This is a genomic window from Pseudonocardia nantongensis (assembly GCF_046546495.1).
GTDB lineage: Bacteria > Actinomycetota > Actinomycetes > Mycobacteriales > Pseudonocardiaceae > Pseudonocardia > Pseudonocardia nantongensis.
This window is the reverse complement of sequence record NZ_JBKGXT010000004.1, coordinates 103,297-120,671: the sequence shown is the minus strand read 5'-3', so window position 1 is coordinate 120,671 and position 17,375 is coordinate 103,297. Positions and strand designations below refer to the sequence as shown.

Here is a 17,375-nt window from a genome sequence, read left to right as displayed (position 1 = left end):
GGGGTGTTCGGCTCCCGATCCGGACGAATCCGGGCGGATCGGGAGCAGAACGGCGTGCCCGCGCGTTGTCCGGGTATGCCGTTCGTGCTGCTCTACGTCGTCCTCGAGGTGCTGGCGATCGTCGCGCTGGCGTCCTGGATCGGAGCGGGCTGGACCGTGCTGGTGCTGCTCGTCGGGTCGCTGCTGGGCCTGCTGCTGGCCCGCCGCGAGGGCGTGCGCGCCGCCCGTGCGCTGGCCACCGCCGTGCAGCGCGGGAAGCTGGCGCACGCCGAGGCCACCGACGGGTTGCTGGTCGCCCTGGCCGGGGTACTGCTGTTCCTGCCCGGCCTGATCACCGACGTGCTCGGGCTGGCCCTGGTGTTCCCGCCGACCCGGGCGCTGGCCCGGCGCCGGCTGGTGGACGCCGCGGAGCGGCGCGCACCCGGCCTGCGCACGGCGCGGATCCGGTACGGGGCCACCGTCGTCGACGGTGAGACCGTCGGCCCGGACACGGCCCCCGGACAGCGGCAGCACCCGACGATCACGGGGCCGGCACCCGGCTCCGGACCCGCGGGCGGTTCCGGCGGTGGTCCGGTGATCGACGGCGAGATCGTCGACGACCGCCCGCCCCGCGACTCCTGAGGGGCCGCTCCGGCGCTGTGCGCGAATCGCCGCGCCGGCGTCACCAGCCCGGGCGGGACCCGGCGAGCAGTGCGCGCAGCACGTCCAGCCGACTGCGACGCTGAGTGATCGGGCGCATCCGCAACGTCGAGTGATGCGTCGGTGCGGCGGCGCGGTGCCGTCCGCGGTGTCGGGTCACGGCGCTTCCTCCCACGGCGAATCCGGTGTGGCCGGGCGTCACGGGGAAGTGTCGCTGGTCGGGCCGGGCACCGGAAGGGGGTGTGCACGAGGCCACCGGATCGTGACGACACCGGTGTGATTCGGCACCCGGCGGTACACCGGCCGTCGACGGGAGGCCCGCCGGGCGTCGTCGGAACCGGGCCCCGCGGCGCGAACCCGGCCACGCTGAGTGATCTGACGTCGACGAGCCGGTATGACTTCCGGCGCGGCGGGGTACTGGGCCACCCGGGTGGCTCGGCGCGACACGCCGGACATTCCATAGCGACGTCTACGGCACGGGCAAGATCGCCGGATACCGTCGTCGACCATGGATCCGGTGCGCAATCCGTTCGCCCCCGGTGCCGGGCAGCGCCCGCCCGAGCTCGCCGGGCGGGAACGCGAGGTCGACGCGTTCGAGATCGTCCTCGAACGGGTCGCGCGCGGGCGCCCGGAACGCAGCCTGGTACTCACCGGCCTGCGCGGTGTCGGCAAGACGGTGATGCTCGGCGAGCTGCGCTCGCTGGCCATGAACGCGGGCTGGGGGGCAGGGAAGATCGAGGCCCGGCCGGACGCCGACCTGCGCCGGCCGCTGTCCGCGGCGCTGCACCGGGCGATCCGGGACCTCGCCGTCCGGCACCGCGCCCCGGAGCGCATCGACGAGGTGCTCGGCGTGCTCAAGGCGTTCGCGCTGCGCTCGTCGCCGGACGGGACGAAGCTGCGCGAACGCTGGCAGCCCGGCATCGACGTCCCCGTGAAGAACGGCCGGGCCGACTCCGGGGACATCGAGATCGACCTGGTCGAGCTCTTCACCGAGGTCGCCGAGCTGGCCCAGGACGTCGGATCCGGGATCGCGCTGCTCGTCGACGAGATGCAGGACCTCAAGCCGGAGGACGTGTCCGCGTTGTGCGCGGCCTGTCACGAGCTGTCCCAGGAGCGGGCGCCGCTGGTCGTGGTCGGGGCGGGACTGCCGCACGTGCCCGCGGTCCTGTCGGCGTCGAAGTCGTACTCGGAGCGGCTGTTCTCCTACGCCCGGATCGACCGTCTCGACCGCAAGGACGCCGACTTCGCGCTGCTCGCCCCGGCCGAGCGGGAGGACGCCACTTTCGACCAGGACGCGCTCGACGAGCTCTACCACCGCTCCGGTGGCTACCCGTACTTCGTGCAGGCGTACGGGAAGGCGGCCTGGGACGCCGCGCCGACCAGCCCGATCGGTGCGCAGGACGTCGCGATGGCAGCGCCGGAGGCGGAGGCGGAGCTGGCCGTCGGGTTCTTCGGGTCCCGGTACGAGCGGGCCACCCCGGCCGAGCGCGAGTACCTGCGGGCGATGGCCGAGCTGACCGAGGGCGAGGACCACGCGGTGGAGACCTCGGGCATCGCGAAGCACCTGGACCGGCGGGCGTCCTCGCTGTCGCCGGCCCGCGACAGCCTGTTGAAGAAGGGCCTGGTGTTCTCCGCCCAGCGGGGACAGATCGCCTTCACCGTGCCGCACTTCGGGCGATACCTGCTCGCGAACGCCTGAACCGCTCGCCCCGCACAGGTCCGGACGAGTGAAATCCGGTTGACGACCGGCCCGCTGTAACGCCCGGGTGGCGGACGACGAAAACCCACGTAGCCCCGTGGCTCCAGCGGACCCCCGACCCGATGGAGTCGCGGGGCGTTCCACGTTCGGGGCCGCCTGTCGCCCCCGCCGGGCGCCGCCGGGCGTGTCGGGGGCGGGCCGTAGCATCGGACGAGTGGCCGAGCCCAAACTCGAGATCCAGATGCTGCACGACCGCGTCATGATCAAGATGATCGAGGGCGCCGGCGAGCGCCGGAGCTCGGCCGGAATCGTCATCCCGGCAACCGCACAGGTCGCCAAACGTCTGGTGTGGGGGGAGGTGGCCGGTGTGGGTCAGCACGTGCGCACGGTGAAGCCGGGCGACCGGGTCCTGCTGGCCCCCGACGACCAGTACGAGGTCGAGATCCACGGGGTCGGTTACCTGGTCATGCGCGAGCGGGACCTGCACGCGGTGGCCGCCGAGGGCACCGACCACGGGACCGGCGTGTACCTCTGATCCTGCGGGCGTCGCGGGCGGACCGCGGTCGACTCCCCAGCAATGACGGCAGTGCGGAAAGGAAGTCCCACGTCATGCCCGAGCGTCAGCCCCCGGCCGGCGGGGACACCGAGCACCAGGTGAATCCGGCGGACCCGGGATCGGGAGAGCGCGCCGCCGGATCGCCGGATGCGGGCCCGTCCGACCGGCCGATGATGTCCGCGCGCCGTCCCTCCCCCGGCCCGCGCCCCGCCGTCGACCCCGCGGAGGCCGCGGAACAGGCGCCGGCGGGCTCCACCGCGGCCCGCTCGATCACCGGCCAGGCCGTCGAACCGGACCGGTCGGTGCCGTCGGCCCCAGCTCCGGCTCCGCCGGCCCCCGCCCCGGGCGCCGCGGCCGGTGGCACGGATCCCGATGCACCCACCGAGCGGCAGCCGGTCGTCGGGGATCCGGCCGGTGCGCGCCCGGGCGCCGACGACGACACCGTCCGGGCTGCGCCGATCGGCGAGGAGCGCACCCGGGTCCTGCCGCGCGTCGCTCCCGCGTCCGCGCAGGCCGGTGGCGGGGAGCGGACCGAGCGGCTGCCCCAGCCCGGGACCACGGCCCCCGGTGCCGGAGCGGCCGGTGCGGCCGGAGCACCCGGCCCCGGTGGACCGGGTGGCCCCGGAGGGCCGGGCGGGCCCGGCGGTCCGGGCGGTCCCGGCGGATCCGGCCCGGACGGCGACGGCGGCCCCACCGGGCGCAAGCGCCGCACCGGCCTGATCGTCGCGGCCGCGGTGCTCGGCGTGCTGGGGCTGGCCTACGTCGGTGACCTGGTGTTCAGCTCGGGCAGCGTGCCGCGCGGCGTCGTCGTCGCGGACCAGCAGATCGGTGGCCTGTCCCGGGCCGCCGCCACCGAGAAGCTGCAGGCGGCGATCGAGCCGAGGACCTCGGCGCCGGTGCCGGTGCAGGCCGGTGAGGTGCGCAGCGAGATCGACCCGAAGGCGGCCGGCCTGGAGGTCGACTACGAGCGCACCCTGGACGAGGCCGGGGAGCAGCCGCTGAACCCGATCACCCGGATCGGCTCGTTCTTCACGACCCGCGACGTGGCCGTCGTCAACTCCGCCGACGACCGCGCGGTCCGCACCGCCCTGGAGCAGATGGCGCCGCTGGTGATGCAGAAGCCCAAGGAGGGCTCGATCGAGTTCCAGGGCCTCGACCCGGTCCCGGTCGCGCCCGAGCCGGGCCAGCAGCTCGACGTGGACGCGGCGGTCTCGGTCGTCGAGCAGCGGTGGGCCTCCGGCGAGCCGGTGCAGCTGCCGCTGATCATCGAGCAGGCCAGCACCACCCCCGGCGACGTGCAGCAGGCGATCGACGAGGTCGCGAAGCCGGCCGTGTCCGGTCCGCTGGTGGTCACCGGCGAGGGCAAGAACGCGACCATCCAGCCGGAGGACATCGCCAAGGCGCTCAGCTTCACGCCGGACCCGCAGGGCGCGACCAAGCTGGTCCCCGAGGTCAGCGACCAGATCCTCGAGGACGCCGCGAAGGAGCAGCTGGCGAGCACCGAGAAGCCCGGGATCGACGCGACCCTGGATCTCGCGGCCAACCCGCCCCGGGTGATCCCGTCCCAGGAGGGCCGGGGCATCGACTACCCGGCGACCTTCACCAACGTCCTGCCGATCCTGACCGGCGAGGGGCCGCGGCAGGTGCAGGCGATCTACGCGCAGAAGCCTGCCGAGATCACCACGGAGGACCTGCAGTCGCTGGGCAACGCCCAGGAGATCAGCACCTTCAGCACCGGCGGGTTCGCCGCGGACTCCGGGCAGAACATCAAGCGGGCCGCCGAGGCGATCGACGGCCAGATCGTCCAGCCGGGCGAGACGTTCAGCCTGAACGGGATCACGAACCCGCGGAACGCCGCGAACGGCTACGTCGATGCCGGGATCATCGAGGACGGTCACCCGGCCCGCGGGGTCGGCGGTGGCGTCTCGCAGCTGGCCACCACGCTGTACAACGCCTCGTACTTCGCCGGCATGACCGACGTGGAGCACCAGGAGCACAGCTACTACATCAGCCGGTATCCGGTGGCCCGCGAGGCGACGGTCTTCGACGACATCATCGACGTGAAGTTCCGCAACGAGGGACCGACCGCGGTACTGATCAAGACGTCCTGGACGCCGAGCCGGGTCACCGTGTCGTTCCTCGGCCAGAAGGTGTGGGACGTGACCTCGCAGCCCGGGCCGCGGACCAACCCGACCGAGCCGCAGCTGGTGAACATCCCGCCCGGCGAGGCGTGCAGCCCGAGCAAGGGCTCACCGGGCTTCACCGCCACCGACACCCGGGTCATGCGCAACGTGCAGACCGGGGAGACCCGGAGCGACACCCGGTCGGTGAAGTACAACCCTCAGCCGATCGTGCAGTGCGGCGGCTGATCCGGTGACGATCTCGCTCAGGTGCTGACGAGACGTGTGTCACGTTCGTACCCTGATCCCTCCGGCACAGCGGCGGAGGGATCGGGGACATCCATGCGGATCGCGGACGTGTTGAAGGGCAAGGGCAGCGCGGTGACCACCGTGGCACCGGGGGATCCGGTGACCGATGTGCTGCGCTACATCGCCGAGGGCAATCTCGGCGCGCTTCCCGTGGTGGACGCCGAGCGCCTGGTCGGCATCGTCTCGGAACGCGACGTGGTCCGCCGGCTGCACGAGCAGGGCGATGCGCTGCTGAACGCGCGGGTCGCCGACGTGATGACGCACGACGTCGTCACCTGCACCCCGGACGACGGCGTGGGCGACCTCGCCCGGATCATGACCGACCGGCGGGTGCGGCACCTGCCGGTACTCGTCGACGGCCGGCTGGCCGGGATCGTCTCGATCGGCGACCTGGTCAAGGCCCGGATGGACATGCTGGAACTCGAGCGGGAGCAGCTGGAGTCCTACATCGCGCAGTAGCCGCACCCGAGGGCCACGCACGACGACGGCCCGGGCAGGGAGTCCGTGCCCGGGCCGTCGCCGTCTTCGTCGCCGTCGCCTCAGCGGATCAGAAGGCCGCCTCGTCGAGTTCCATCAGCGCGTTGTCCGCGTTCTCGACGATCGCGCGCTCCGAGGTCAGCCGGGGCAGCACGGTCCTGGCGAAGAACGACGCGACGCCGACCTTGCCCTCGTAGAACGCGCGGTCCTTGACCGAGGGGTCGTCGCCACCCAGTGCGGCGAGCGCCACGGTGGCCTGGCGCAGCAGCAGCCAGCCGACCAGCAGGTCGCCGACCGCCATCAGTAGCCGCACGGTGTGCTGGCCGACCTTGTAGAGGTTCGTGACGTCCTCGGCCGAGGTGTAGAGGTGACCGGTCAGCGAGCCCAGCATCCCCTGCACGTCGGCGAGCGCGGTCGCCAGCAGCGCGCGCTCCTCCTTGAGCCGGCCGTTGCCGGCGTCGGAGTCGATGAACGTCTGGATCTCGCCGGCGACGTGCGCGAGCGCCTGGCCGTTGTCCCGGACGATCTTGCGGAACAGGAAGTCCTGGGACTGGATCGCGGTCGTGCCCTCGTACAGGGAGTCGATCTTCGCGTCCCGGATGTACTGCTCGATCGCGTAGTCCTGCAGGTAGCCCGAGCCCCCCAGGGTCTGCAGCGACTGGATCAGCTGCTCGGTGGCCCGCTCCGAGCCGACGCCCTTGACGATCGGCAGCAGCAGGTCGTTGACCTTCTCCGCGAGCTCGGTGCTGATCCCACCGCCCTCGCCGCCGATCCGGATCCGGTCCTGGAAGGTGGCCGTGTAGGTGTAGACGGCGCGCATGCCCTCGGCGTAGGCCTTCTGCAGCATCAGGCTGCGGCGGACGTCCGGGTGGTGGGTGATCGTGACCCGCGGCGCCGTCTTGTCCGTCATCCGGGTCAGGTCGGCGCCCTGGACGCGCTCCTTGGCGTAGTCCAGCGCGGTCAGGTAGCCGGCGGACAGCGTGCCGATGGCCTTGGTGCCAACCAACATCCGGGCGTACTCGATGACCTGGAACATCTGCGCGATGCCGTCGTGCACCTCGCCGAGCAGCCAGCCCTGCGCCGGGGTGCCGTGCGCACCGAACGTGAGCTCGCACGTGGTGGAGGCCTTCAGCCCCATCTTGTGCTCCACGTTGGTCACGAAGGCGCCGTTGCGCTCGCCCGGCTCGCCGGTCCCGGGGTCGAAGTGGAACTTCGGGACCAGGAACAGGGACAGGCCCTTGGTGCCCGGCTTCGCGCCCTCGGGGCGGGCCAGCACCAGGTGCATGATGTTCTCGGTCAGGTCCTGCTCGGCCGAGGTGATGAACCGCTTGACGCCCTCGATGTGCCAGGAGCCGTCGTCCTGCTGCACGGCCTTGGTGCGGCCGGCGCCCACGTCCGACCCGGCGTCCGGCTCGGTGAGCACCATCGTCGCGCCCCAGGCGCGGTCGATCATGATCTGGGCCCAGCGCTGCTGCTCCTCGGTGCCGTTCGCGTGCACGACGCCGGCGAAGTTCGGGCCCGCCATGTACATGAACACGGCCGGGTTCGAGCCGAGCATGAGCTCGGCCGCCGCCCACTGCACCGACGGCGGGATGCCGTACCCGCCCAGCTCGACGGGCAGGCCCAGGCGGTACCACTCGCCGTCCCAGAGGATCTTGTAGGCGTCCTTGAGCTCCTGCGGCGTGGTCACCGAGAAGGTCGCCGGGTCGTAGACCGGCGGATTGCGGTCGACGGCCGCGTAGGAGTCGGCCAGCGGCCCGGTGGCCACTGCGGACAGCTCGGACAACACGCCCTTGGCGGTGTCGGGGTCGACCCCCTCGAAGGGCCCGGTCCCCAGGGTGTCCTGGATGTTGAAGACCTCGAAGAGGTTGAACTCAAGGTCGCGGAGGTTGCTCCTGTAGTGGCCCATCGTCCTTCACCGCCGTTCCTGCCAGGGCCGATCTCGCTTACCGGCCGGTAACCACCACCAGAGTATTACTGGCCGGTAACCAGATCAAGCCGCCCACGGCCCCCGCATCCGTGTTGTGGAGCCGCCGCGGAGGTCGGGAAGGGCCCCTCGCGCGGTCGCGACGACCCGACCGGGTGATCGGGCCCCTCGGCGTGGGTGCGCCCGATTCGGGTGGATTCGGGGAACACTCGTGCTTGTGACGCCCGGGGCCTCCGGGACGCATGTGACTCACGGGATCCCGGACCGGGGCCGGAAGGGCAGGCGGCGATGGGTGCTCCGGGCGGGTGGCCGCGGATGAACCGGCGCGGCGCACTGGTCACCGGGCTGACGGCGGGTGCGGGCCTGCTGCTGACCGGCACCGGCCGGGCCGCCGAACCGCCCGGGACCGAACCACCGGCGCCCGGGCCCACCCGGGCCCCGGGGCCCACCGCGGTGCCCGGCCCGACCGGGCTGCCCGGGCCGGCCGGCGCCGGGCCGCTCGCGGAGGGCGTCCGGGCGCCGTTCGTCTTCCGCGGCTTCGAATGGGGTGCCCGGCCGCCGTCGTCGCCGCCGAAGATCTGGGATCGGCGCCCGATCCGGATCCTGGTGCACCACACGGCCGGCGCGAACGGCGGCGACTTCTCGGTACCCGCGGCGCACCGGATGGCCCGGGGCATCCAGAGCTACCACATGGACCGGCAGGGCTGGCTGGACTCGGGCCAGCACTTCACGATCTCGCGCGGCGGGCACGTGATGGAGGGCCGGCTGTGGAGCCTGCGCGAGCTCAACGAGGGGCGACGGGTCGTCGAGGGCGCGCACAGCCCCGGCCAGAACGTGATCGCCATCGGGATCGAGAACGAGGGCACCTACATCGACGCCGAGCCGACACCGATGCTGTGGGACTCGCTGCGCGCCAGCTGCGCCTACATCTGCGCGCAGTACGGGATCCGGCCCACCGAGCTCTACGGCCACCGCGACTACCGCAACACGATCTGCCCCGGTGACCGGCTGTACGGCATGCTCCCGCGGCTGCGTGACGAGGTGGCCGGGCTGCTGGGCGTACGGCTCTCGGCGCGGGAGGGGCGCAAGGCCGGCTGGCCGCTGCTGCGCGAGGGGGACGCCGGCCCGCTGGTCGAGGCCGCCCAGTACCTGCTGCGCGACGCCGGGACCCTGCGCGGGCGGCCGGACGGGCGGTTCGACGACCGCACCGTCACCGCGGTGCGCGACTTCCAGGCCGTGCACCGGGCCGACGACGTGAACGGCCTGCTCGGCGGCGAGTCCTGGCCCGAGCTGGCCCGGACGGTGACCGCCGGCAGCGAGGGCGACGCGGCGCGGGCGGTGGCGCTGCTGGCCGAGCACCGGAAGGTGGAGAGCGTTCCGGACGTCGTCGACCATCCCGTCTGGCAGCGGCTGCTCGGCACCGGCGGCTCGCCCGTGCCGTCCGGCACCGACCCGGCCGGCGTCGCCGACCGCTGACGCTGCTCCGCCACCCCGGAGCCCCGAGGGGCACCCTCGGCTCGACGGAGCTGCTGGCGGTCTGAGGTCAGGACGACGGTCCGGCCAACCGGCGCACGACGGCGAGGTCCTCGGCGGTCGCGACGTGCAGGTTCGCCGGATCCCCCGGCACCGTGACGACCCGGTGCCCGAGCGCGGCCAGCATCCCGGAGTTCTCCACCGGCCGGGGTTCGGCGGCGTGCGCGGCGCGCAGCACGTCGGCCCGGAACGCCTGCGGGGACTGTGTGAGCACGGTGTCCGGCTTGGGCAGGGTCTCCACCACGACGCCGTCCACCACCCGCTGCACGACCTCCAGCATCGGGATCACCGGTACCGCGCCGTCGGCGCCGTCCCGGACCGCGGCGATGACCTCGGTGAAGATCCGGTCCGCGGCCAGCGGATGTGCCGGGTCGGCGAGCACCAGGATCCCGGCCGAGTCGGGGACCGCGGCCATCCCCGCGCGTAGCGACGCCGACTGGTGGTCCCCGCCGACGGCCAGCACGTCCACCGGCGCGCCGTCCCAGGCGAGCCCGTCCGGCAGCACCAGGACGACCCCGTCGCAGGTGCGCCGCGCGGCGCCGACGGTGTGGTCGATCAGCCGCGTCCCGGCCAGCTCCGCGAGCTGCTTCAGGCACCCGAAGCGGGTCCCGGTCCCGCCGGCCAGCACGATCGCCCAGACCTCGTCGCGCACACCGGTGATCCTGCCCGACCGGGGCCGGGCCCCGACGGCGTACCCGATAGCCTCGCCCCACCCGACCGGGGATGGCTGAGGAGGCGGCGTGGCAGCAGCGACGGCACCGGCCGGGACGTTCCCGGCCACCGGCCCGCTGGCCGGAGCGCCGGTCGCGCTCGCCCTGGTCCGAGCGGTCGCCGACGACCCGGCCGCCCCGCGCACCGTGGCGGTCGGCGGTCCCGCCGGGTCAGGCAAGACCACCGTGCTGCGCGAGCTGGTGCGGGCCTGGTCCGAGGCCGGCGTGGATGTCGTCGAGGCGGTCCCGGACGGCCCGTCGGACGCCGTCCCCGGCGCGGTGCTCGTCGTCGACGACGCGCACCTGCTCGGTGCGCACGACCTCGGCACGCTGCGGGCGCTCGCCAGGGACCCGGCGGCGCGGATGCTGGTCGCGTTCCGGCCGTGGCCGCGCAGCCGGGCGCTGGCCGGGCTGGCGGCCGCGCTCGCCGCTGCCACACCGCCGCTGGTGCTCGGCGCCCTGGACGGTGCCGCGGTGGCCGCCCGTGCCGTGCGGCTGACCGGTTCCCGGCCGGCGGACGAGGTGCTGCGGGCCGTGCTGGAGCGCACCGCCGGCTCCCCGCTGCTGGTGGACCGGTTGCTCGCCGCGGGCGCCTCCGGACCGGTCCCGGCCACGCTGGCCGAGCAGATCGGGTACGCCGTCGACGCCGAGGACCACCGGGTCGTCGAGCTGGTCACCGCGGTCGCGCTCGGCGCCCCGTCGGACAGCGAGGTGCTGGTCCCGCTGCTCGGGCTGGCCGACACCGCGGGCAGCGGAATCGACGAGCTGGACGATCTGGTGCAGCAGGCCGTCGCGGCCGGGTTGTGCACGCCGGACGGCCGGGTGATCCCGCTGGTCGGCGAGGCCGTCCGCGGTCGGGTGCCGCCGGCCCGGCGCACCGAGCTGCGCCGGGCGCTGGCCGAGATCGAGCTGGACCGGGGCGGCAGTGTGCTCGCGGTGGCCCGCACGCTGCGCGGCTCGGGCGCGACCGGGGACCGGGCCGCGGCGGTGTTCGCCGCGGCGGCCGCCGAGGCCGCCCGCGAGGAGCACCCGGACGCCGTCCGGTTCTACGCCGAGGCCGTGCGCGCCGGGACCGCGCCGCTGGGGGTGGCCGCCCGCCGTGCGGAGGCACACCTGGTCGCCGGGGACTCCGACGGCGCACTCGGGTTCGCCGACACCGTGCTGTCGGCGACCGACGCCGTCGAACCGGACGACGCCGTGCGGGCCGGGTCGGTCGCCGCGGCGGTGCTCGCCCGGCGCGGGCTGCTGGCCCGCAGTGCCGAGCTCTACCGCTGGACGGCGGCGGTCTCCGGGGAGCGCCCGCCCGCGGCCGCGGTGCCGGTACTGATCGGCACCGGTGCGCTGGCGGAGGCACGGGCCGCCCTCGACGCCGGGGACCGGTTCGCCGCGGGCCGGGCGCCGACCCTGGTCGACGGCGCCGACGAGCTGACCGCGCGCGGGATGCTCGACTCGGTGCAGGGCTCCCCGACCGCGGCGCTGTCCGGGCTGGCCCGCGCAGCCGGCCTGCTGGAGACCGCCCGCGGGGCCGCGTTGCTGCCGGACACCCCGGCGGCGCTGGCCGCGCTGGTCGCGGTGCACACCGGCGAGTTCGACGTCGCGTCGTCGGTGCTGGGCCGGGCGTTGCGCACCGGGTTGGGCGGGGCACCCGCCCGGCCACGGCACCGGCTGCTGCTGGGCTGGATCGCGCTGCTGCGCGGGGCGACCGGCGCCGCAGCCGAGCAGCTGTCCGAAGTGGACGCCGGCTCCGGGGGCCTGGAGCCCCGGGACGAGTTCCTGGCCGCGTCGTTGCAGGTGGCGATCGCCCGCCGGAACTCCGATCTCGGTGCGTTGATGCGGTCCTGGACCCGGGCCCGGCAGGCGATCGTCCGGCACCCGGTGGACCTCTACGTGCTGCAGCCCCTCGGCGAGCTGGTCACCGCGGCCACCCGGCTGCGCGAGGGCGCATGGGTGCGCCCGCACCTGGACGAGGCGACCGCGTTGCTGGACCGGCTGGACCGGCCGGCGCTGTGGGCGGCGCCGCTGTACTGGGCGCAGCTGCAGGCCGCCGTGCTCACCGACGACGCCGACGCCGCCCGCGAGCACACCGCGGACCTGGAGCAGGCCGCCGGCGGTAGCCGGTTCGCGCACGCGATGGCGGTCGCCGCGCCGCACTGGGTCGGGATCCTGGCGGGCCGGGTGGACCCGGACGCCGTCGAGGCGGCCGCCCGCGGGCTGCACGCGGTCGGCCTGTCGTTCGACGGCGGCAAGCTCGCCGGGCAGGCCGCGCTGCGAACCACCGACCGTCGGGCGGTGTCCGCGCTGCTGGCCTGCGCGCGGGCGCTGCAGGCGGCCGGAGCCGATCACCGGCCGGCCGCACCGGACCTGCCCGGCGCCCGCTCCCCCGAGCCGGCCGCCCCTGCGGCGGGTGACCACGCCGGGGCGCACGGTGTGACCGCGGCCACGGCCGCACCGGCCGCCGGGCCGCCGCGGTCCGGCGGGACCCCGGCCCCCCGCAGCCCCCAGGACACCGGGCCGTCGGACGGCAGCGCCTCCGAACCGGCGCCGGCGCTGCTGTCCGAGCGCGAGCTGGAGGTCGCCGAGCTGGTGGTGCAGGGCCGCACCCAGAAGGAGATCGGTGAGACGTTGTTCATCTCGGCCAAGACGGTGGAGCACCACGTGGCCCGGATCCGGCAGCGTCTCGGGGCGGGCAGCCGCGGCGAGCTGTTGGCCGAGCTGAGACGGATCCTCGAGACCCGCTGAGGCCCGGAAGCGTGCGGGTCCGGGCACGTCGAGAGTCGTACCGATGGGTCGAGACACACATGCCGGTACAGGCCCGGCCGGTCGTCGGTGTCATTCTCGGACCGATCGTGGTCGCGGGTCTCGCACTGCTCGGGCCCGAGACCCGGGGCAGGCAGCTCGAGGAGGTGTCACCCTGAGGCTGAGGGCGGCCGGGCAGCCGTCCCGGTCGCCCCGGGCCGGCCCCCGCTTCACCGCGGGGTCAGACCTGGCCGTAGGCGGGCGCCGCCAGCAGCCCCTCGCAGCTGCGCACCACGGTCCGGGCCGCCTCGGCCGACGCCCGCCCGGTCAGTGGGCTCTCCGCCCGGCGTCGCCAGCGGCGCAGCGCCTCGCCCGCGGCGTCGTGGATCTCGCGGTGCCCGGCGTCGTCGGGCAGGCCGAGCCGGGCGGCGGGCGAGCCGCCGTCCCCGCCGAGCAGCCGTTCGGCGTCCAGCATCGCCTCCTGCGGGAAGACGACCTTGCCCGCGCGCAGGTCGGCCAGCGCCCGCAGCTCGACGAACTCGTGCGCGCCGGCGAGGATCCGCTCCACCTCGGCGCGCAGCGCGGCGGCCTGCGGGCGCGGTTCGCGGCTGAGCACCAGTTCCACCGCGAGCAGCGCGGAGCGGGACTTGAGCAGGTCGCGGCGCTCGGCGAACTGGGTCTCCAGCACCCGGCGCAGCTCGTCCAGCCCGGAGCGGCGGACCAGCTCGTCGGCCAGCGTGCTCGGGTCGGCCACGCCCTGCCGGATCAGCGTCGAGGCCAGCCGGACCCCGAACAGTCCGAACCGCTCCAGCAACGCGACCCGGGTCGCGGCGTCCGGCCGGTCCAGCTCGGTGCGGCCGAACCGGTCCGCGGACAGCAGCAGCGACTCGACGTCGGCGCGCGGCAGCGCGGCCAGCTCGGACAGCGCCACGAACTCGTCCTGGCGCAGGGTGCGGGCGGTCTCGGCGAGCAGCCCCGCGACGGCGACGACGGTCTGGCACAGCCCGCGCAGCTTGTCGTCGCCCCGGTAGCGGCGCGCGATCCGGCGCGCCGAGGTGAGCGCGTCCAGCCGGCCGACGCCGATCTCGTCGGCCCGGGACAGCACCGCGATCGTGTTCACCGGTGTCGCCCGGGCGACACCGCGGTCGTGGAAGGACTCCAGGAACCGAACGTCCCCGGCGTGCAGGTGGCGCATCAGGTAGACCACGGCGTCCGCGGGGGACGGCGAGTCCTCCGGGGTCAGGAACTCCCCGGCGCGTCCCGCGGTGTCCGCGGAGAGCGACGCGATGCCCGGGGTGTCGATCAGGTTGGTGCGGCGCAGGTGCTGCGAGGGCCAGTCGACGAGCAGCCGGTCGACCTGCTCCACCGGGGTGCCCTGCAGATCGATCCGCAGCGCACCGTCCCGCCGGGTCAGGGTGAGCGGGCGTTCCGGTCCGCCCGGGTGCTCGGGGTCCCGCAGCCGCATCCGGACACCCGGGGCGGGCGCGTCGGCGTACCAGGTGACGACCCGGGTGCACTCGCCGGCGTCGGTGGGCGCGATCCGCTCGCCGACCAGGGCGTTGAGCAGCGTGGACTTACCGGCCTTGACCTTCCCGGCGATCGCCACCCGCAGTGGCTCGTCGAACCGGTCCAGGTGGTGCTGCAGCCAGCCGACGGCCTGCGGGGATCCGGAGTAGACCTCGATGGCGTGCCGCAGCAGCGCCCGGGTCTGCTCGCGGAGGCCGGGGCCGCTCACGCCGGCACCGCCGCGGTGAGCGCGCGGGCCCGCTCGGCGAGGCCCTCGACCCGCTTCAGCTCGGCTTCCAGGTCGGCGACCCGCTTCTGCCGCTCCGCGTCGTCCTTGACGGCGGTCTGCGCGGCCGCCACCGATCCCTTCAGGGACTCGGACAGCTCATCGGCGACGGTGGTGAAGTGGTCGCGCAGCTCGCGCTGGATCTGGCGCAGGTTGTCCCGGGAGTCCTTGCCGACCTGGAAGGTGGCCTCGTCGATGTGCCGGCGGACGGCGTTCTTCGCCTCCTGCTGGCGGCGCTGCACCAACCGCTTCTTCTCGTCCCGCACCGTCTTCGCACCGAACAGCAGGCCGGCGCCCACCGAGAGCGGGTTGAGCAGGGCGAACCCGGCGACCGTCGAGGCCAGCCCGAGCATCAGCATGCCGCCGTAGCCGCCGCGGGCACCGACGAACAGTGTCTGCCCGATGCCGAACTTCTCGCCGACCGGCATCTCCAGGGCGTCCACCTTGCCCGCCACCGCGCCGCCGGAGATCCGCAGCTCGGGCAGCTGCACGTCGACGGCCTCGGCGAAGTGGTCGCCGACCTGCTCGGCGAGCCAGCGAGCCCGTTCGGTGGTCCAGACGAAGTTCTGCGCGACGGCGTGCGAGACCTGCTTGTGGAACCACTCGGCGAACTGGTCCCAGATGTCGGCCGGGTCGGCGTCCTCCAGGAGTTGCTCGGCGTCCCGGGAGACCGCGCGCAGCCGGTCCCGCAGGTCGTACTCGATGTCCGCGATCAGGTCGGCGACGCCGTCGTTGAGGGTGGTCTGCCAGCGTGCCGAGCGTTGCCGCAACCCCTCCACCCGGCCGCGGGCGGACTCCAGCTCGCGGGCCAGGTCGCCGGCCCGCACCGGGTCGTTCTGCGAGACCAGCTCGGCCCGCATCTTCGACTCCAGGGCCTGGCAGGTGACGAGCACGTCCTGGCCGGCCGAGCGCCGGTCCAGGTCGTCGGACCGGGAGACGACCTTGCGCAACAGGAAGCCGACCAGCTCCTGGAACCCGGACTCGGCGATCAGGTCGAGGTCCTGGGTCCGGGCCGCGTGCAGCCGCAGTGCCGAGGACACCGGCAGCAGCTCGGCATCGATCCGGGCGTCCCGCAGGTGCCCCTCGTCGAGCTCCACGATCCGCCGCCAGTGCGGGTAGAGGTCGGTCTTGGTGACCACGCAGCCGACGTTCGGGCAGAGCTTCCGCGCCGCCTGCAGGAACTCGATCTCCGGGGCGGTGTACTCCTGGCTGGCGTCGGAGACCAGCAGGACGGCGTCCGCGGTCGGCAACGCGGACATCGTCGCCGCGCCGTGCGCGGACCCGAGTCCGCCGACGCCGGGGGTGTCGACGAGCACGAGACCACTCTGCAGCAGTTTGCGAGGAAGGGTCACCTCGGCGCGCGTGAGGCCGGCGCGGTTGCCGGGATTTCCCCCCTCCGAGACGTACCCGGCGAGCTGCTCGAGCGGGACCGGGGTGCGCTCGGCGCGCTCCGCGCCGGAGTCCTCCCGGACGAGGGTCACGGTGGTGTCCTCACCGAACCGGACCAGGGTCGGGACGGCGGTGGCGATGTCGTCGTCGACCGGGCAGACGGTCGCGTTGACCAGCGCGTTCACCAGCTGGCTCTTGCCCTGCTTGAACTCGCCGACGATCAGCACCCGGACCGCGGGATCGGCGAGCCGGGTCTTCGCCTGCTGCAGCCGGGATGCGAGCTCGGGGCGCTCGTAGGCGGCCACGGCCTTGAGCGCGAGGTCGACCAGGCCGACCGCCTCCGGTACCGCCACGTGCCCGATGCCCCCAGTCGTTCCGGCGACGGTGCGCACACCGCCCGTCACTCAGTCGTCATGGATACACGAACGCGACCGGCTCCGGTCACCCACGGGTGGGTGACCGGAGCCGGGCGTCGTCGGGTGGCCGAGCCCGTTGCGCCGCTCGGATCAGCGGCCGGTGCTCGATCGCGGTCCGATCAGAGCGCCGCCTCGACGTTGACGTCGACCTCGTTATCGGACAGCAGGTCGGTGTTGCCGCTGTCCTGGGTGACCGTCTCCTGGGAGTAGTCGTACTCCTGGTTGTTCGAGTCCTCGGTGGTGTTGGTGGTCTCGTTCGTGGTGGTGTTCTCGGTCTCGTTGTAGGAGTCGTTGACCGAGTCGTTGCCGGTGGCGTTGCCGCCGATGGAGAAGGCGCTGCCCTCGTCGAGGGCGATGTCGCCGGTGGAGAGCGCGTCGCCGGTGCCGAAGGCGGTGGTGTTGTCGTCGCCGTCCACGACCTGGTTGCCGTCGCCGACGAGGTTGTCGTTGCCGGTGGTGATGGTGGAGTCGGAGATGTCGCGGCCGGCGGCGACGGCGCCGTCGCCGGAGGCGACGACGGAGTTGGTGTCGATGTCCTGGCGGAAGTCGCCGCCGTCGGTGTCGATGTTCTGGTTGATCGAGTTGTCGACGATGGTGTCGCGGTCGTCCACGTTGTACGTGTAGTGGTTGTTGGTCACGTAGTTGTCGAGGTACTTGACCGCGGCCTCGTGGTGGTCCTCGTGGTGGTCCTTGCCCGGCCCCGGGTGCGAGATCGGCGGCGGCGGGGGCACGTGGGCGCCGCCGACCTGCGAGCCGGTGTTGTAGTCACGGTCGAAGCTGACGTCGTCGTTGTCTTGGGCCAGCACGATCGCGTCGTGCACGTCCTCGGTGCTGACGCCGGACAGGCCGCAGGAGGCCAGCAGGCCCTGCGGGTCGTCCTTGAACTCGGCCAGCAGCTCCGGGTCGCGGAGCAGGTCCAGGATCAGCTGGATCAGCGACTTCTCGGGCATGGCGTTCTCCTCACGAGGTGCCGTCGCGCTCGGGCGGGCGACGGAGGTTGGGTGCGGGGTGGTGACCGGGCCGGGGCCGGGGGTGCCCGGCCCGGTCACCGGATCGGCGGGACCGGGGTCGG

General features: G+C 74.0%; 13 protein-coding genes. 7 read left to right on the top strand and 6 right to left on the bottom strand.

Going from position 1 to position 17,375, the window contains the following annotated elements; genetic code table 11:
* Positions 1-54 precede the first annotated feature (54 nt).
* Complete coding sequence (locus ACLFMI_RS06125) at positions 55-621, top strand: FxsA family protein (RefSeq protein WP_410946743.1); 567 nt, start codon at positions 55-57, stop codon at positions 619-621.
* A 40-nt stretch (positions 622-661) separates the two neighbouring features.
* Here the strand turns inward: ACLFMI_RS06125 and ACLFMI_RS06120 are convergent, their stop codons facing one another.
* Entirely contained in the window at positions 662-799 is a 138-nt protein-coding gene (locus ACLFMI_RS06120) for a hypothetical protein (RefSeq protein ID WP_410946742.1), read from the bottom strand.
* 348 nt (positions 800-1,147) lie between these two features.
* Here ACLFMI_RS06120 and ACLFMI_RS06115 point away from each other — a divergent pair, with 348 nt between their 5' ends.
* From ACLFMI_RS06115 to ACLFMI_RS06100, 4 genes are all read left to right on the top strand, one after another.
* The gene (locus ACLFMI_RS06115) at positions 1,148-2,338 is read left to right on the top strand and encodes an AAA family ATPase (RefSeq protein WP_410946741.1); all 1,191 of its coding nucleotides are present in this window, start codon (positions 1,148-1,150) and stop codon (positions 2,336-2,338) included.
* A 214-nt stretch (positions 2,339-2,552) separates the two neighbouring features.
* Positions 2,553-2,873 (top strand): GroES family chaperonin, encoded by a 321-nt coding sequence (locus ACLFMI_RS06110; RefSeq protein ID WP_410946740.1) that lies wholly within the window; start codon positions 2,553-2,555, stop codon positions 2,871-2,873.
* Between the two features lie 74 nt (positions 2,874-2,947).
* Positions 2,948-5,263: a VanW family protein gene (locus tag ACLFMI_RS06105; protein WP_410946739.1), complete on the top strand. Its 2,316-nt coding sequence runs from the start codon at positions 2,948-2,950 to the stop codon at positions 5,261-5,263.
* Between the two features lie 93 nt (positions 5,264-5,356).
* Positions 5,357-5,782, top strand: coding sequence for a CBS domain-containing protein (locus tag ACLFMI_RS06100; RefSeq protein ID WP_410946738.1), 426 nt, complete (start codon positions 5,357-5,359; stop codon positions 5,780-5,782).
* An 88-nt stretch (positions 5,783-5,870) separates the two neighbouring features.
* Here ACLFMI_RS06100 and ACLFMI_RS06095 read toward each other — a convergent pair whose 3' ends face one another.
* Positions 5,871-7,709: an acyl-CoA dehydrogenase gene (locus ACLFMI_RS06095; RefSeq protein WP_410946737.1), complete on the bottom strand. Its 1,839-nt coding sequence runs from the start codon at positions 7,707-7,709 to the stop codon at positions 5,871-5,873.
* Positions 7,710-8,042: 333 nt separating this feature from the next.
* Between ACLFMI_RS06095 and ACLFMI_RS06090 the strand changes: the two genes are divergently transcribed.
* The gene (locus tag ACLFMI_RS06090; RefSeq protein ID WP_410946736.1) at positions 8,043-9,203 is read left to right on the top strand and encodes a peptidoglycan recognition protein family protein; all 1,161 of its coding nucleotides are present in this window, start codon (positions 8,043-8,045) and stop codon (positions 9,201-9,203) included.
* A gap of 67 nt (positions 9,204-9,270) precedes the next feature.
* Here ACLFMI_RS06090 and ACLFMI_RS06085 read toward each other — a convergent pair whose 3' ends face one another.
* Positions 9,271-9,912, bottom strand: coding sequence for an IspD/TarI family cytidylyltransferase (locus tag ACLFMI_RS06085; protein ID WP_410946735.1), 642 nt, complete (start codon positions 9,910-9,912; stop codon positions 9,271-9,273).
* Positions 9,913-10,000: 88 nt separating this feature from the next.
* On the opposite strand from ACLFMI_RS06085, the gene ACLFMI_RS06080 reads away from it, so the two are divergent.
* A complete protein-coding gene (locus ACLFMI_RS06080) occupies positions 10,001-12,709 on the top strand; it encodes a helix-turn-helix transcriptional regulator (RefSeq protein WP_410946734.1) in 2,709 nt (902 codons plus the stop codon).
* A 238-nt stretch (positions 12,710-12,947) separates the two neighbouring features.
* Here the strand turns inward: ACLFMI_RS06080 and ACLFMI_RS06075 are convergent, their stop codons facing one another.
* The 3 genes from ACLFMI_RS06075 to ACLFMI_RS06065 form a co-directional block, all read right to left on the bottom strand.
* Positions 12,948-14,441: a dynamin family protein gene (locus tag ACLFMI_RS06075; RefSeq protein WP_410946733.1), complete on the bottom strand. Its 1,494-nt coding sequence runs from the start codon at positions 14,439-14,441 to the stop codon at positions 12,948-12,950.
* Entirely contained in the window at positions 14,438-16,240 is a 1,803-nt protein-coding gene (locus ACLFMI_RS06070; RefSeq protein WP_410946732.1) for a dynamin family protein, read from the bottom strand. The genes ACLFMI_RS06075 and ACLFMI_RS06070 overlap by 4 nt, the downstream gene beginning before the upstream one ends.
* A 182-nt stretch (positions 16,241-16,422) precedes the next feature.
* Positions 16,423-17,253 carry an IniB N-terminal domain-containing protein gene (locus tag ACLFMI_RS06065; RefSeq protein ID WP_410946731.1) on the bottom strand — a complete coding sequence of 277 codons (831 nt, stop codon included), beginning with the start codon at positions 17,251-17,253 and terminating at the stop codon, positions 16,423-16,425.
* Positions 17,254-17,375 lie beyond the last annotated feature (122 nt).